The 15,291-nt window shown below is 63.1% G+C and carries 12 protein-coding genes; 2 read left to right on the forward strand and 10 right to left on the reverse strand.

What is annotated here, in order from left to right:
• Positions 1 to 83: 83 nt before the first annotated feature.
• Positions 84 to 1,130, reverse strand: a complete 1,047-nt coding sequence (locus tag NMB43_RS07985) for an ABC transporter substrate-binding protein (RefSeq protein ID WP_494351619.1) — start codon at positions 1,128 to 1,130, stop codon at positions 84 to 86.
• Between the two features lie 17 nt (positions 1,131 to 1,147).
• Positions 1,148 to 2,239 (reverse strand): ABC transporter ATP-binding protein, encoded by a 1,092-nt coding sequence (locus NMB43_RS07990; protein ID WP_494351620.1) that lies wholly within the window; start codon positions 2,237 to 2,239, stop codon positions 1,148 to 1,150.
• 247 nt (positions 2,240 to 2,486) lie between these two features.
• Between NMB43_RS07990 and NMB43_RS07995 the strand changes: the two genes are divergently transcribed.
• Positions 2,487 to 3,890 carry an amidase gene (locus NMB43_RS07995; RefSeq protein ID WP_494351621.1) on the forward strand — a complete coding sequence of 468 codons (1,404 nt, stop codon included), beginning with the start codon at positions 2,487 to 2,489 and terminating at the stop codon, positions 3,888 to 3,890.
• A 418-nt stretch (positions 3,891 to 4,308) separates the two neighbouring features.
• Here the strand turns inward: NMB43_RS07995 and NMB43_RS08000 are convergent, their stop codons facing one another.
• Positions 4,309 to 4,500, reverse strand: a complete 192-nt coding sequence (locus NMB43_RS08000; protein WP_494351622.1) for a hypothetical protein — start codon at positions 4,498 to 4,500, stop codon at positions 4,309 to 4,311.
• Between the two features lie 295 nt (positions 4,501 to 4,795).
• Between NMB43_RS08000 and NMB43_RS08005 the strand changes: the two genes are divergently transcribed.
• Positions 4,796 to 5,989, forward strand: a complete 1,194-nt coding sequence (locus NMB43_RS08005) for a Fic family protein (RefSeq protein WP_494351623.1) — start codon at positions 4,796 to 4,798, stop codon at positions 5,987 to 5,989.
• 288 nt (positions 5,990 to 6,277) lie between these two features.
• Here the strand turns inward: NMB43_RS08005 and NMB43_RS08010 are convergent, their stop codons facing one another.
• From NMB43_RS08010 to NMB43_RS08040, 7 genes are all read right to left on the reverse strand, one after another.
• Entirely contained in the window at positions 6,278 to 6,487 is a 210-nt protein-coding gene (locus NMB43_RS08010; protein WP_494351624.1) for a KTSC domain-containing protein, read from the reverse strand.
• Positions 6,488 to 6,541: 54 nt separating this feature from the next.
• A complete protein-coding gene (locus NMB43_RS08015) occupies positions 6,542 to 8,425 on the reverse strand; it encodes an ATP-binding protein (RefSeq protein WP_494351625.1) in 1,884 nt (627 codons plus the stop codon).
• Entirely contained in the window at positions 8,403 to 9,716 is a 1,314-nt protein-coding gene (locus tag NMB43_RS08020) for an SIR2 family protein (protein WP_494351626.1), read from the reverse strand. Before NMB43_RS08020 ends, NMB43_RS08015 begins: the two co-directional genes overlap by 23 nt.
• A gap of 155 nt (positions 9,717 to 9,871) precedes the next feature.
• Complete coding sequence (locus NMB43_RS08025) at positions 9,872 to 11,278, reverse strand: DUF2130 domain-containing protein (RefSeq protein ID WP_494351627.1); 1,407 nt, start codon at positions 11,276 to 11,278, stop codon at positions 9,872 to 9,874.
• A 313-nt stretch (positions 11,279 to 11,591) separates the two neighbouring features.
• The gene (locus NMB43_RS08030; RefSeq protein WP_494351628.1) at positions 11,592 to 12,521 is read right to left on the reverse strand and encodes a pyridoxal-phosphate dependent enzyme; all 930 of its coding nucleotides are present in this window, start codon (positions 12,519 to 12,521) and stop codon (positions 11,592 to 11,594) included.
• Positions 12,522 to 12,888: 367 nt separating this feature from the next.
• Positions 12,889 to 14,232, reverse strand: a complete 1,344-nt coding sequence (yjjJ, locus tag NMB43_RS08035) for a type II toxin-antitoxin system HipA family toxin YjjJ (protein ID WP_494351629.1) — start codon at positions 14,230 to 14,232, stop codon at positions 12,889 to 12,891.
• A 109-nt stretch (positions 14,233 to 14,341) separates the two neighbouring features.
• The gene (locus tag NMB43_RS08040) at positions 14,342 to 15,256 is read right to left on the reverse strand and encodes a LysR family transcriptional regulator (RefSeq protein ID WP_494351630.1); all 915 of its coding nucleotides are present in this window, start codon (positions 15,254 to 15,256) and stop codon (positions 14,342 to 14,344) included.
• Between the last annotated feature and the right edge of the window lie 35 nt (positions 15,257 to 15,291).

Below are 15,291 nucleotides of genomic sequence, written 5' to 3' on the forward strand. Positions count from 1 at the left end.
CGCCGCATAGCCTTGTTGCGTCACGTAGAAGTGGATTCCCGCCTTCGCGGGAATGACGGAATCGGGGCGTGTTCAGCGCGGTCTTACACCTTGATTTCCTTATTGAAGCGCTCGATCCAGCCGGCGCGCTGCTCGTTGATCTTCTTCCAGTCCTGGAACAGGAACTTCTTCTTCATCTCGGCGTGATCCTTGGCCAGGGCCTTGGCGATTTCACCTTCCATCTTGACCTTGGTGTTGGTCGGCACGACCAGGTAGGGCGCCTGCATCAGCTTGCTCTGCACCTCGGGCGACATGGCGGCTTCGATCAGCGCCACGGCAAGATCGCGGTTGGGCGAGTTCTTGACGACGTGGATCGTGGTCTTGAACGCGATGGCACCTTCCTTCGGGGCGACCCATTCCACCGGCACGCCCTGCGCCTTCAGTATCTGGATGGCATTGAAGTTGCCCGGGCTGATGTCGATCTGCCCTTGCTGGAACAGCGAGGCGAGCTGGCCCGGGTTGGCGGCCACCGCGGCGAGGTTGGGCTTGAGCTCCTGGATCGCCTTGAAGGCGGGCTCGATGTTCGATTCGGAGCCGCCCTTCATCTTCGCCAGCTCCACCATGAAACCGGTGCCCAGCGTGGAGTTCATGTTGGTGATGCCGACGCGCCCCTTGAACTCCGGCTTCCACAGGTCCAGCCACGAGGTCGGCGCCTTCTTCACGGTCTCGGGGTTGTAGGTCAGGCCCACGACCTGGAAGAAGATCGCCGGGCCATTCACTTCCTGCGCCTCGGGGATCAGATCCTTGTAGTAGGTGCTCTTGGCGACCGGGAAGGGCTCGACCAGGTCCTGCGCCACAGCGGTCAGCGCGGGGCCCGGATCGTGCAGCATCACGTCGATCGGCGGGTTGTTGCGCGCCGCCGTCACCTTGGCGATCTGGTCGACCGAAAGCATCGGGTCGAGCGTGATCTCCGCGTTGTTGTTGGCCTTGCGGAAGGCGGGTACCAGCACCGCCTTGTGCGCCTCTTCCCAACTGCCGGTGAAGGTGGCGAAGACGAGGCGGCGCGCCTGGGCGTGCGTGATGCCGGGGAACAATTGCACCGCGGCGAGGGTGAGCGCCGACTGCAGGACGCGGCGACGGGTGAGGTCCATGTACGACTCCTTGTGGTTCAGGCTGGAACAGGGAAAACGCGGATCGCCGAAGCGGCCAGCGGGCTGACTGAAATGCGGCTGCCCGCCGGGCGCGGCTCCAGGCCGGGCAGGCGGGGTTCGGCGGTCTTGATGCGCAGGCCGTCGTCGGTGAGCACCTCGTGCACGATGGTGGCGCCCAGCGGCAGACCCAGCTCGACGGTGGCGGCAATGCCATCGGCATCGCCGTCGAGGCGCAGGCTCTCCGGGCGTACGCAGGCGATCACCGAGCTGCCTGGCGCCAGGGTTTCACGCGGCGCGGCGCACTGGAGCAGGCGGCCCGTCGGCAGGCGCACGCTGCAGGCCTCACCGGTGACCGCTTCGAGCGTGCCCTGCAATTGGTTGGCCGTACCGACGAATTGATTCACGAAGAGTGTTTCCGGCGCGTCATACACCGCCGTCGGAGTGCCGAACTGTTCCAGCTTTCCGCGCGACAGCACGGCCACGCGGTCGGACATCGACAAGGCCTCTTCCTGGTCGTGCGTGACCATGATGCAGGTGGTGCCAGCCTGACGCTGGATGCGCTTGATCTCGATTTGCATGTCCAGGCGCAGGCTCTTGTCGAGCGCGGCGAAAGGCTCATCGAGCAGCAGCAGGCGCGGTTCCACCGCCAGCGCGCGGGCCAGGGCCACGCGCTGTTGCTGGCCACCGGAGAGCTGGCGCGGCAGCCGGTCCGCCAGGTGGGCGAGCTGGATCAGTTCCAGCATCTCGCCGACGCGCTTCTTCTGCGCTCCACGATCTGCCCCGCGTGCAGCCAGGCCGTAGCCGATGTTCTCCGCCACGCTCATGTGCGGGAACAGCGCGTAGTTCTGGAACACGATGCCGACGCCACGCTTGTTGGGCGGCAGGTCGTCGATGGGGCGCCCACCCACCACCACGCGCCCCGAGGTTTGCTGGATGAAGCCACCGATGATCCGCAGCAAGGTCGTCTTGCCGCAGCCCGAGGGGCCCAACAGCGACACCAGCTCGCCGGCCGCGATCTCCAGCGTCACATGGTCGACTGCGATGGCATGGCCGTACTGATGAAGGATGTCGTCCAGCGTGAGGCTGAAGCCATGTTCTTGCGTGGGCATGATCGGGTACGGAACTTGTGTGATGCAGGGCATTTAGCAAGTCGGATGCCAGCAGGTTTTGCTTGGATGATGAACAGGCTGTTTTTATGGAAATCCTCTTGTAAACATCGCCTTGCTTCTTGACTACATCCTCATAAAACCGGATTTGCTGGTAAGTTGTACACAAAATATTCAACTAAACATTGCACTAAACAGGCGCGTGCAGCCCCGATTCGGTGCGCGTGACGGGAAGGACAGGAACGTGGTGATGAAGACAGACATGGTCACGATGCGGGCGCGCGACATCGCCGCGCAGGTCAGGGCAGGGCGGCTCCGTGCTCGCGAGGTGGCCGAGGCGGTGTGCGCGCAGGTGGCGCTGCACAATCCGGCGCTCAATGCGCTGATCCACTTCGACCCTGCCGCCGTGCTGGCCGAGGCCGAGGCGGTCGACCGCCGCGTGCAGGCGGGTGAAGAGCTACCCCTGGCCGGCGTGCCCTTCACCACCAAGGACAATCTGTGGGTCGGCGGCCGCCCGGCAAGCTTCGGCTCGCGCCTGTTCAGCGACTTCGTGGCGCCGCGCGACTCCTGGTGCGTGGCGCGCCTGCGCGCGCTCGGCGCGGTGATGCTGGGCATCACCAACTGTTCCGAGTTCGCCTGCAAGGGCGTCACCACCAACCTGCTGCACGGCGCCACGCGCAATCCGCTGGACCCGACGCGCACGCCCGGCGGCTCTTCGGGTGGGGCGGTGGCGGCGGTGGCGGCTGGCATGGGGCCGCTGGCGCTGGCCACTGATGCCGGCGGCTCGACGCGGCGGCCCGCCGCGCACACCGGCCTGGTGGGTTTCAAGCCCACGCTGGGCGCGGTGCCCAATCCCTGGGGCTTCGACGACCCCAATCACATGCTGTCGGTGATCGGTCAGCTAGGTCGCGACGTCGAGGACGTGGCGCTGATGTTCCAGAACCTGGTGGGCTTCGATGCACGCGACCCGCTATCGCAACCCGCCTTTGCACACATGGAGGTGCTGTCCGGCCTCAAGGCGCCGCTGCCGCGCTTGCGTGTGGGCTTCTCGCTGGACCTCGGCTGCGGGCTCGCCATCGACGACGACGTGGCTGCCGCCCTGCAGGCGGCGGTGGCGCGCCTGCGCGCGGCTGGCTGGCAGATCGACGAAGCCAGCCCGTCCTGGCCTGCAGCGGCGCGCGAGTATCCGCTGCTGGCCCTGCAGCAGGCCGAGCTGGCAGCCTTGTTCGGTGATGCACTGTCACGCCAGCCGGACGACATCGACCCCGACCTCGCCGCGCAGATCCGTGCCGGCCAGCAGGTCGGCGGGCCGCAACTGGCTGCGGTGCTGATGCTGCGCGACAGGCTGGCGCAGGCGTTGGCCGGCTTCTTCGGCGACTACGACCTGCTGCTATGCCCGACTGCGCCGGTCGAGGCCTGGCCGCTCGACCAGTTGGGCCCTTCCGAGATCGGCGGCAAACCCGCCGGCCCGCGCGGTCATGCGGCCTACACGCCGCTCTTCAACTACTGCAATGTGCCGGCGATCAGCATTCCAGCCGGCACCGGTAAGGCAGGGCTGCCCATCGGCTTGCAGATGGTCGGGCCGCGCGACGCGGACGGCCGCGTGCTGCAGGCGGCCTGGGCGGCCGAGCAGATACTGGCAGGGCGGTGCTGAGCGCCAGCCTGGCCGCAGGCTTCGGCCTAAGAAGCCGTCTACGATCTTTCGTTTGTCATGGAAACCCCTCCCCAGCCCTCCCCTTGACAGGGGAGGGAGGTCAGGTCGGCCCGATTCGGAGTGCTCCTCCCCTGACAAGGGGGCGAAGCGGGAATTCGGAGTGCAGCCGCGAGCCCATGCAGGGGCGAAAGTGGAGGTCGGGAGGGGTTGAAGTAAGGGCAGGGTGGGCTTGGTGAGCACACGCGTGATGGGGGTGGGTTGGTCAAACGCGTGAGCACGCTGTGCCCACCCTACCGGGCTGTATTTCGCTATTCGCGAATAGCGAAAACAGCTCCCGCACCAACAGAACACGCGTAGCCCTGGGGCGTAGGGCGGAACTCCGCAGAAGGTTCCGCCAGCCGCCGCCAGGCGGCATGCATCAGGCTGCGCGAGGGGTGAATTGGCGGAAGCGCTTTGCGTTCCGCCCTACGAATATCCGGGGTACGCGGTGCACATGCAGCAGGGCATGCAGCCACGCCGCCGCCTCCGACGGATCTTGCTGCACCAGGTTGTGGGCTTCGTTCCATTGCCCGGCGCGCATCAGAGCCGGGATGTCGAGCAGCGAGGGCATGACGGTTCTCCTCAAATGGCCAGCGGCCGATCCCGCCGGGCACTCCGGGCGTGCGCCGCCAGAGTTCCACCTGCAGGTGCAGGGCAGGGGTAGGGACTGGCCACCATAACCCATCTCGTGACGCTGAATGCCTTGAGCAAGCGCGGTGCGCAAGGTCGGCACAATGACCGGCAACTTATGTCTTGATTGATGGTGCGAATAGGCGCATATAAAAAGTATAAGCAATTGAATTTGTGTGAAGTATTATGCAGGTGTGGTCGGCAATAAAGCCGGCACAATAACCGGCAATACTGAGATGAAATCCAGCCCCGTCGCGCAATACACCCAAGCGCATCAGTTCGAGCCCTTGCTGCCGCAAACCGGGCTGGACGCCCTGCGCGAGCGCTCTCGTGCTGTCATCGAGCAATCCCTGCGTCTCACTGCCGCTGCGCATCCCGACACCCTGGCCAGCCTGCGCGAGCTGGTGCGGGAGATGAACTCCTACTATTCCAACCGCATCGAGGGCCAGAGCACCCACCCGCACAACATCGGCCGCGCCCTGCGGCGCGACTTCTCCGACAAGCCCGATGTGGCCCGCCTGCAGCGCGTCGCACTTGCCCACATCGATGCCGAGCGGGCGCTGGAATCCTCCATTGAAGGCGGCATCACGCCACTCTCCAGTGCCTTCATTCAGCAGGCGCATGGTGCCCTCTACAGCCGCCTGAGTGAGGCCGACCGCCTCACCACCGAGGGTGAAGCCATTCCGCCCGGGCTGTGGCGCACCCGGCAGGTCGCCGTCGGCCGTCACGAACCGCCACCGCCCGAGGCGCTCGCTGCCTTTCTCGGCCGCTTCGATCAGGTCTATGCCCGCCCGCATCTGCTCGAAGACCAGCTCATCGTCGCGGCGGCCGCCCACCAGCGCATGGCCTGGATTCACCCCTTTATTGACGGCAACGGCCGCGCCTGCCGCCTGCAAACCCACTGTGCCCTGTGGCCCTTGAGCGGTGGCCTGTGGTCCGTCAGCCGTGGGCTGGCCCGCCGTCGCGACGAATACTACGAACGCCTCGATGCCGCCGACGCGCCCCGTCAAGGCGACCTCGACGGGCGCGGCAACCTCAGCGAGAGGGAGCTGCGCCGCTGGTGTGAGTGGTTAATCGGTATCTGCGAAGACCAGGTCAGCTTCATGACCCGCATGTTCCATCTCGATGGCATGAAGACCCGCATCCAGGCGCTCATCGCCTTCCGCGCCGCGCACGACAAACGCATCCGCCCCGAGGCCGCGCTGCCGCTCTACCACCTCTTCCTCGCCGGCCCCACCACGCGCGGCGAATTCCAGCAGATGACCGGGCTCGGCGAACGCACCGCCCGCACGCTGCTCTCCCGCCTCATCGAAACGGGTCTGGTCACCAGCACCGGCCACGTCGCCCCGGTGCGCTTCGCCTTCCCCCTCGATGCCCTGCAATTCCTCCTGCCCGAGCTCTACCCCGAAGCCGCTAGCCGCGAAGAGTGAGTGCGTGGAGTGACGCGTAGGGGTAGGGTGGGCTCGGTGAGCCCACGCGTGATGGGGGTGGGTTGGTCAAGCGTGTGGGTACGCGCTGCCCACCCGGGCTGTATTTCGCTATTCGCGAATAGCGAAAACAGCTCCCGCACCAACAGAACACGCGTAGCCCTGGGGCGTAGGGCGGGACTCCGCAGGAGGTTCCGCCAGCCGCCGCCAGGCGGCATGCATCAGGTTGCTCGATATGAGGATTGGCGGAACCGTTTGGCGTTCCGCCCTACGAATATCCGGGGTACGCGGTCACAACCTCACGTACGGGTAGCGCCCCTTAATGTTCGCGTGCAAATATGTACCCTTCGAATCGGCATTCATGAAGCCTTCGTACTCGCCGAGCGGAACACCTGAATAGGAATACACAGCCCCGTTCTTGAACTCAACCTCAAGCGCCTCGCTATCCGAGTCATAGCCAATCGCAGCGATATTGCTAGAGGTAACTGGTGTCCGTTCCATGATTTTCTGCTCCCTTTGAAATGCTTAAACGGGCTGCTGACTGGTAGTCGAAGTCTAGTCCCCAGCCAATGGGTCTTGTCTTCGCCAAGCTTCTACGAGTGGCGCGTAGTTTTCGGCCACTACCTGCTCGGTCCATCCACCACTTCTTAAACGTTTGCCGTCTTCCCCTTTTGGTACGACGACGACAGGGTCATCGCTGTCTGGCCGGCGCCCTTCCGGCGGGCGGTCTATCAGAGCGCGGATTGGCATATTGACGGCCTCTCCCACGATGAGCGCTTCACCTGTGCGTAAGACAGGCAACATCGAAAACAGGCCCTTTAGATTGTCAGATGCACAGGATGCGATTTGATTGCGGTCTTTATCGTTCGTGAGGCGTAACGCGACGATGGTTCCGCACTGAGACAAGATCGTCGCATCGACTTCCGAGGGACGTTGACTGACCAACATCAGTCCTACTCCATACTTGCGACCTTCCTTTGCTATGCGTCTAGCAGCTGTGGCCGCACGGCTCTTGGATTGCTCCCCGAGGTATACGTGGGCCTCTTCCAGCACTAGAAGCAAAGGACGCTCACGTCCACCTTCCTGTTTCATGCGGCCCCAGAACACCGCGTCATACAGGATGCGTAGGATGGCACCAACCATATCGTCCACGATGCTCGTTGGAATGCCGGAAAGGTCAAAGACAGAGATTGGAGATTCCGCACCGATCCAAGAGGAAAGCAGCGTGTCGAGATCGGACATGGTCGTTCCGTCTTTTCCGACCGCCCAATCCCCTGGCCTGAATAGAAATCGCATACGCGGATCTCGGAGCCTGCTCTCCAAGACTTCAAGATGCGCACGAGGAAGTGAGCTGTGCTGACCGTTATAAATTTTGGTAGCGTTAGCGTCCTTGCATTCGGGCATAAACCGGGGGCGTACAAGTTGGTCTCCATCACCAACGACCTTTTCAGGTGGAGTACCTTCTTCAACGTAGGCGCGCGTAGTTTCAGCCTGATTCTGACTGCTGCTTACTGTATGTGTCGCGCAATGCAGTGAGTAAAGCTCAAGCCAGAGCTGATAAACGGAGAAAGGCAAAGGTGTATCAACCGTAACTGAGAGCTCTGGCATGCCGTGCACCACTCCCCCTGGCCTCGACATACGCTTTGCCGCTAATAGTTTTTCTTGGAGCAAAGCCATCGGTGCTCCTGCCGACACCGAACCCATTGAAATAGAGATGAACTCCTCAGCAGTCAGGGCCCAGAACGGAACATGAAGCTCCTTTTCTCCAGCCTCAACGTTTGCTCCGACACGGAATACTCGGGCTTGATCACCAAACGCCTTTGCATACTCTCCGTGCAAGTCGAACAGCACGACACGAGCAGACTTAAAGCGATCAGCGTTAGAAACAGCGCCCAGAATGTTGGCAACTGCATTCGACTTACCTGAACCTGTACTGCCAACGACTGCTGAATGTCGGCTGACAAGCCGATTAAGGTCAAGGTACGCGCGGATCGATTCGGCGCTCGCAACGCGACCGACGGCTACATATCCGTCTTCGTCCCCTGGCGCGTAGACTGTCTTCAAATCGGACTCAGTAACAACGTGCACCGAGTCTCCAATTGAAGGGTACTGCGCTATGCCCCGTTCGAACTTCGTTCCTCGGCGCCCTTGTCCTACCAGTTCAACTCGCAGCCATCGATTGCCGAACTGGGGGACAAGTTCTGGTGCTCCTGGAGCCGCACCCGCGCCGACTTGCGAAATAACGCCGTAAAGATCCACGTAACCAGAAGGAATTCGGACAAATCCACCGACTTGACCAACCCGATAAGCTTCGCCATTCACAAAAAGCAACCCACTCGGCGCGCTCTCCGACAGCTTCACGCTGATACTTGCACCGTTTACGTCCTCGACGGAACCAAGCCGTGAGGGATCGGGATTAGGCAACTGGTCGCGTGTCATACCCACCCTCGCCGCAAAGTTGCTCAAGAAAGAGTCCAAAGTAATGAAAATCGCCAAGGCGACTGCGTGGGAAGCTCTCCTCGGGGTCGCCCCCGGATGGAGCCTCGTCGAGCAACCATGGCGCATGTTCTGAGCCGCCAGCGGTGCCTGACCGGTAGCCGCCAAGACGAGTACCTACGACGGCCCCATCCCAGGCAAGCACGGTGAGGTTGCTTTGTCTTTGCGCGTATTCGACAACTCGAGGATGGCTGCTGAGACCTGAATACATCAATGCAAAGCATTGGGCATTGCGATTGCCCCGAAGCCCATCCAATAGAACTTCGTTGAGGTGGTCATCCAAGAATGAGTATCCGCATACGACAAGTCTGGGGGCGTCATTCCCGCGGAAGAATGCCCGAAGGCGATCCAGCATAGCTAGGTAAGGCATCCGGCGACTTTGCTCGAACTTGAGGTGTGACGGAAAGATCATCACTTTGCCGGCTTCAGCTTCACGCGTGACGCGTACGATGCGAGTGACTTTGTTCCCATTTATTGTTTCGTCGCTCTTCTCCCAATTGATTGAGCCATGTAGCTTCCACAGGCGTGTCCATCTCGTAGGGATCGTGTCATGCTCAATTGAAGCGAGGTCAAACCAAGGCTCACGCGAGCCCACAAAGCCGTCAAAGTGAGGGAGCAGGTGCTGCTCTAGCGCCTGTTCAAGAAGCAAATCGTAATTTGGGGTGAATATTTCCGTACGAAAGTCCCGGTGGATGCCGCCAACCCAAGACGCAAATCGGCTGTAGGAGTTACGGTACGCCGGTAGCGGCTTGCTCACTTCCGCGGCGATCAATGCACATATCTTGTCATCAAGATCGCTAAGGTCTTTTTTGCTCATTCCAAGAATTTCAGCACTGCCACGACGATTCGAGAGCGTGCGGAGTTCCGTTAGAACGTCCTCAACAGTCGGATCCTGACCACTTGCCGGCTTGCTTTCCGAACACAACGAATCCCATTGCGCTTTGAATTTCGAGGTAGCACCTATCGCTTTGTCCGCAGCCTGAAGTCCCTCAGCAATACGCTTTGTGAGATCGATAATCGCAGGTATTAGAACTACGCTTTTCTGTCCTTCGGCATCGTAAATGCCGAGTGGACATCCTGCTCCGAGAAAACAGCCAATTCGCTGCTTGTCGTCTTGGAGAACCTGTCTCAGGTTTCTTGCCTGCTGGGCAGCATCGTGAATCGGAAGTAGCGCTTTGCCACCTGAAGCCGCAGCCGGCATCAACGGCGTGTCAGTTTTCTTAAATGATGTCACCGAGGCTCTCCTGATCAACCTTGTTGATTTGTTCAAATCAATGAAAATGAATCGCCGCATGCACAGTAATTTCACTGCGCTTCGTTGGCTTCCACCACGACTCCTTAGTCAGTTCCGACATCACGACTGCGCCGTACGCCGTTATGTTTTTCTCATTATTCACTAGGCCCCTCCCCCTTCTTAACCTCCCCAAACTTCCCCGCCATCGTCGGATTCCCCCGCGTCAGTCTCTTGATCGTCACATCCTGCGCCTTGTCGTTCGCCAGCCGCAGATTGCGATCCGTCCCCAGCAGGGCTTCCTTGGTTTTCTGCAGGTGGTCGATGGATTTGTCGATCTCGTCGATGGCGGTTTGGAATTTCCGTGAGGCGAGGTCGTAGTTTTTGGCGAAGGCGGATTTGAAGCTTTCGAGTTCGTTCTCGAAATTGGTGATGTCGATGTTCTGTGCGCGCACCAGGGCAAGTTCGGATTTGTACTTGAGCGAGTTCATCGCGGCGTTGCGCAGCAGCGTGATGATGGGGATGAAGAACTGCGGGCGGATGACGTACATCTTCGGGTAGCGGTGGAAGACGTCGACGATGCCGGTGTTGTAGAGCTCGCTGTCGGGTTCGAGCAGTGAGACGAGAACGGCGTATTCGCAACCTTTTTCGGTTCGGTCTTTGTCCAGCTCTTTGAGGAAGTCTTCGTTGCGCTGTTTGGTGGCGGTGGTGTCGCTCTCGTTCTTCATCTCGAACATGATGGAGACGATCTCGGTGTCGGCTTCGTCCTTGTCACGGAAGATGTAGTCGCCCTTGCTACCGCTGCGCGCGTCGTTGTCTTTCTCGAAGTAGGCGCGCGGGAAGGCGGTGGCGCGGATGCGGTTGAATTCGGTTTCGCAGTGCTGCTCCAGGGTTTCGCCGACCATCTTGGTGGAGAGGCGGGCTTTCATGTCGCGCAGGCGTTCGATGGCCTCGTCGCGGTCTTTGATCTGCGTTTCGTATTTGTCCTTGAGTGATTTTTCGGCGAGCTGCTTTTCGAGCGCGGCGCGGGCCAGGTTGCTCTTGAGTTCGTCGCGTTCTTTCTCGATCGAGCCGAGTGCGTCAGCGAGTGCTAGCTTCTGGTTGAGCGCGATGGTGTCGAGCTGCGTCTTGAGGGCCTGGATTTCAGCGTCCTTGCTGGCGGCGCTCTTCTGCAGCTCGGCCAGCAGTTTTGCCTCGGCCAGTTTTTCCGCGGCTTCTTTTTCTTGCCGGGCCTGTGCCAGTGCATTGGCGAGCCCGTCCCGTTCCTTTTCCGCCGCGCTGAGCGCTTCGGTCACGGCCAGCTTGCGGGCTACCTCGCCGGCTTCGAGCTGGGCTTTCAGCGTCTGGATTTCGGAGTCTTTGGCGGCGGCGTTTTTCTGTAGCTCGCCTGCCAGCTTGGCCTCGGCCAGCTCGATGGCCCTGAGTTTCTCTTGCTCGGCCAGTACCAGCCGTTCGTGCAGTTGCTTGTCGAAGTCGGCGTCGCGTACCTGCTTGAGGATGTCGGCATAGCCGGCCTCGTCGATCTTGAAGGCCCTCCCGCAGTGCGGGCAGATGATCTCGTGCATGTCTGTTCCCCCCTCCCAGCGGCAGCATGCTTCTGCTCCGCCGATGAATCATGTTTTAGGCATATTACTCCGCTGGTTTGGCAGGCAAGCCGTTGCAAAGTCCTTGCGGGCAGTTGGGGGCTTCCCGAAGCAGTGAAGCAGGGGGGAATCGCCCACGGTGCTTGGGGCGGTGGTGATTCAGGGCGAGGAGGCGGAAGGGGTGGCGGGCAGGGACTACTTGCGGCCCGTCGCGTCGCTCTGATGGTGGGTTGCTTCGCGAACCCACCCTACGGCGCTGCCTGCGAGGCAGCGCCCACCGGCGGGAGGCGCCCGCTCAGGCCGCCGCCCTGGTTTGCGCGGCCCAGTGCCGGATCTGGTCGAGGGTGGCGGTGGCGCCGCCGCAGACGATGACCAGGATGTTCTGGTGGGGCTCAAGCGCCGCATGCTGTTCATAGGCGAGCGCGAGGCTGGCGCCGCAGGCGGGTTCGACGAGGATGCGATGATCGCCGAGGAAGCGCTCGCAGGCGTCGAGCGCGCTGAGGTCGGAGATGACGACGCTGTGGATCGGGTGCGTCTGTGCGCATTGAAAGGCTTGGTCGCACACGCGCTTGGCGCCGAGCGAGGTGGCGACGCTGCGGATGCTGTCCAGCTCGACCGGGTGGCCGGCTTGCAGGGCGGCGTGGAACGAGGCGGTGCCTTCGGTCTCGACGGCGATGACGGGGGTGTCGTGCCAGCCGTTGCGCCGTAGCCCTTCGACCACGCCGCTGAGCAGGCCACCCCCACCCACGGACAGTAGCACCGCATCGGGCTTGAGCCCGGTCTGTGCGACTTCGTCGATGAGGCTGGCATGCCCTTGCCATAGCAGGGGATCGTCGAAGGGGTGAATGAAGGCGTCGTGCTCGCCGAGCAGGGATTGGGCGTGCGCGTTGGCTTCCTGCCATGAGGCGCCCTGGACGATGACTTCCGCATGCTCCAGTTGCAGCAGTGCCTTGGCGCTCTGGGTGGTGGTTTCGGGCACGACCACGGTGACCGGTACGCCGAGCTTGCGGCCGGCATAGGCGACGGCCAGCCCGGCATTGCCGCCGGAGGATGAGACGAAGCGGCGGGCGCCGCGCGAGACGTACACCTCGCAGGCGTGGCCGACGCCCCGTAGCTTGAAGGAGCCTGAGGGTTGCAGCGCGTCGAGCTTGAGCCAGACGGTGCGCTGGGTAGTGGTGCTCAGGGGGAGCGATTCGATCAGGGGGGTGTGGATGTGCAGGGGCATGGGTGATTCCGTGTGGGGCTGAGGCAGCGCGGTCGTCGTCCCTGCAGGTCAGGGTCGAGTCGGCCGGAGTGCAGCCGGTCACAGGCTATCAACGCGGAGTTGAAAATCAACTCCGCAGATGAATTCTGTGTATCCACCCAGGCGATCTCGGGGGGCGAGGCCTGGGCGGTGGGTGGCGTCGTGAAATCGTTGAGCTGCGTGTGGAGTCGCGTGTGGAATCCCGTGCGGAAGGCCGGGCTATCCCCAGTGCAGTTCAGTGAGTACATAGTCATTGCAGTTCCGTCATTCCTGCGCAGAGCCTGCCCTCGACCTGATCGGGGGCAGGCTCTGCGCAGGAATGACGGGCTTAAGTGAACTGCATGAGCGGTTATCCAAGCCTTTCGATGCGCGCAGCGGCTGTGTCCAGGTGCGCTGCCAGCGCTGCCTTGCACGGTGCGAAGCGTGCACTGAACACGCTCGTGTCGTGGATGCGGTGGAGGAGATCCTGCGCCAGCGCTGCGGCCTGTCTCCAGGTGTCGGCCGGGATGTCGCTGCGCAGCGGCACCTCTGCCAGCGTATCGGGCAGGCCGCCGCCGCTGCGCGGGGCGAAGGCCATGGCGGTCATGTCGTAGGCCGGCGCCAGGCGGTAGGGGCGGCCAGCGTCGCTGGTGAAGCTGAGGTTGCCGGGGTGCATGTCGGTGTTGCCGATGAGGCTGCCGAAGGCCCACAGCAGGGCGGCGCCGGAAGCGGCTTCGCGCGTGATGACGCGGGCATTGGCGAGGCGCTGCGTGAGGGCGGGCCAGCCGCCAGCGCCCGCGCCGATGAACTCTGCATCGAGCGCGCCGAGCGAGAAGAGGGCGTGGCGGCCGTGGGGGCCGACGCGGTCGAAGCGTGCGACTTCGAGAAAGCGCTGGCCGCCAGCGTCGATGAGTTGGCTGTGCGCGGCCGGGATGCCCGCCGCGAGCAGGGTGTCGAGTGCGAGGTGTTCGACCAGCAGCAGGTCGCGCCAGCGTTCGGTGACGGGGTTGTCCTCGGCTTCGCTGAACTTGACGATGACATGGCCGGGGCCGTGCGCTGTCTCGGCGCAGGTCGTGAACTTGGGTTGCTCGCCACCGGCGGAGGAGCCGGGGCTGTCGCCTTGGGCGGCCTCACGCGCCAGGCGCGGGTAGGCGCTGGCCTTGTCGGCTTGGGCGATGGGGGCCATGGGCGGGCCGGCAAGAAAGTGCTCGCGCGCGCTGTCGCCCAGCAGCAGGTTGCCGGGCAGATCGTTCCCATGGGTGAGCAGGGCGCGCAGGACGTGGCTGTCGTTCCAATCGCCAAGGCGCGGTGGCAGGCCGAGCGCGGCGCCGTGGCGGGCGGCATAGGCGCGGCCGAGGTAGCCCGCCGGGCGCATGTCGGCCAGCCACCAGGGCAGGCCTTCGCTGTACAGGGTGGCCCCGGCGTCTTCGCGCATCACGAAGCCATCCGGCCACACGGGGATGAGGCTGCCCAGGCGGTGCAGCCGGCCCTCGGGGTCCACGCGATGCACGGGCATGTCGGGCAGACCGCGCCGGGTGTCGCGCAGGGCGTACTGAATGGATCTGGCCGCGCCCAGACGGACCAACTCATCACCCAGTTGCGTGACGGTGCGCGACAGCGTGGGCTGGCTGATCCCCATTTTTTCAATGAGTTGGGCAGCGCTGCGGGGGCCGTCGGCGAGCTGGAGGCGGAGCTGATCCGCGTGCGTGGGCATGGTTTGAATTGATTTGTGAATAGATAAGTGAATTGATTTTAGAGTTAGGGCGAGGAAAAAGCCATGCGGAAGCCGGGGCGGCTCGTTGTGTCCACGGCTTGGTTGAGTCTTAAGCGGCCAGCGCCTTGTCCCAGGGGGCGACTTCGCCGGCGAAGCGTGCCGCCAGAAAGTCGACCAGCAGGCGCAGGGCCAGGGGCTGGTGCTGGCGCGAGAGGTAGATGGCGTGGATGCCCAGGACTTCGGGTTCTTCGTCGGGGAGCAGTTGCACGAGGCGGCCGGCGCGCAGGTCGTCGCCGACGTAGTAGGTGGGCAGCATGCCGATGCCCGCGCCGGAGAGGACGGCGCGGCGCAGTACGGCCGTCTCGTTGGTGTGGAAGTTCCAGCTCACCGGCACCTCGATGACGTCTAAGCCGCGCGTGAAGCGGTACTGCCGGCCGATGCCAAAGGCATGGGCGATGCAACGGTGCTGCTGCAACTCTTCGAGCTGCTGCGGGTGGCCGTGCTGGCGCAGGTAGGCCGGCGAGGCGCACAGCATCGAGCGGCAGGTGGCGAGGCGGCGGGCGATCATCGCCGGGTCCAGCGTGTTGGTGATGCGTACCGCGAGGTCGACGCGCTCGCCGACGAGGTCAGCCGCCTTGTCGCCCACGGTGAGGACGATTTCCACCTGGGGGTGCTGTTGCTGGAACTCGACCAGCGCGGCGGTGAGCTGGGCATCGGCGAAGGAGCCGGCGCTGGTGACGCGCAGCAGGCCGGTGGGCTCGCGGCTGCGTTCGGCGGCGAGATGGGCCGCTTCTTCCGAGAGGTCGAGCATCTGGCGGCAGGCGGGCAGGGCAGCCAGCCCGGCATCGGTGAGGCTGAGCTTGCGCGTGGTGCGATGCAGGAGGCGCGCGCCGAACCAGTCTTCGAGCGCCGCCAGGTAGCGGCTGACCATGGCGGTGGACATGTCGAGCGTGTCGGCGGCGCGGGTGAGGCTGCCCAGGTCGGCGACTTCGACGAAGACGCGTACGGCGGTGAGACGATCCATTGTGACGGTCCGTGCAAAAAACAATCAACAGATGC

The sequence above is a fragment of the Uliginosibacterium sangjuense genome, assembly GCF_059132465.1.

Excerpts from the sequence above, each read along its gene's own strand:
- NMB43_RS07985 (WP_494351619.1), bottom strand. The coding sequence starts at position 1,130 with ATGGACCTCACCCGTCGCCGCGTCCTGCAGTCGGCGCTCACCCTCGCC.
- NMB43_RS08040 (WP_494351630.1), bottom strand. The coding sequence starts at position 15,256 with ATGGATCGTCTCACCGCCGTACGCGTCTTCGTCGAAGTCGCCGACCTG.
- NMB43_RS07995 (WP_494351621.1), top strand. The coding sequence starts at position 2,487 with ATGAAGACAGACATGGTCACGATGCGGGCGCGCGACATCGCCGCGCAG.
- NMB43_RS08010 (WP_494351624.1), bottom strand. The coding sequence starts at position 6,487 with ATGGAACGGACACCAGTTACCTCTAGCAATATCGCTGCGATTGGCTAT.
- yjjJ (WP_494351629.1), bottom strand. The coding sequence starts at position 14,232 with ATGCCCACGCACGCGGATCAGCTCCGCCTCCAGCTCGCCGACGGCCCC.
- NMB43_RS07990 (WP_494351620.1), bottom strand. The coding sequence starts at position 2,239 with ATGCCCACGCAAGAACATGGCTTCAGCCTCACGCTGGACGACATCCTT.
- NMB43_RS08000 (WP_494351622.1), bottom strand. The coding sequence starts at position 4,500 with ATGCCCTCGCTGCTCGACATCCCGGCTCTGATGCGCGCCGGGCAATGG.
- NMB43_RS08025 (WP_494351627.1), bottom strand. The coding sequence starts at position 11,278 with ATGCACGAGATCATCTGCCCGCACTGCGGGAGGGCCTTCAAGATCGAC.
- NMB43_RS08005 (WP_494351623.1), top strand. The coding sequence starts at position 4,796 with ATGAAATCCAGCCCCGTCGCGCAATACACCCAAGCGCATCAGTTCGAG.
- NMB43_RS08015 (WP_494351625.1), bottom strand. The coding sequence starts at position 8,425 with ATGACACGCGACCAGTTGCCTAATCCCGATCCCTCACGGCTTGGTTCC.
- NMB43_RS08030 (WP_494351628.1), bottom strand. The coding sequence starts at position 12,521 with ATGCCCCTGCACATCCACACCCCCCTGATCGAATCGCTCCCCCTGAGC.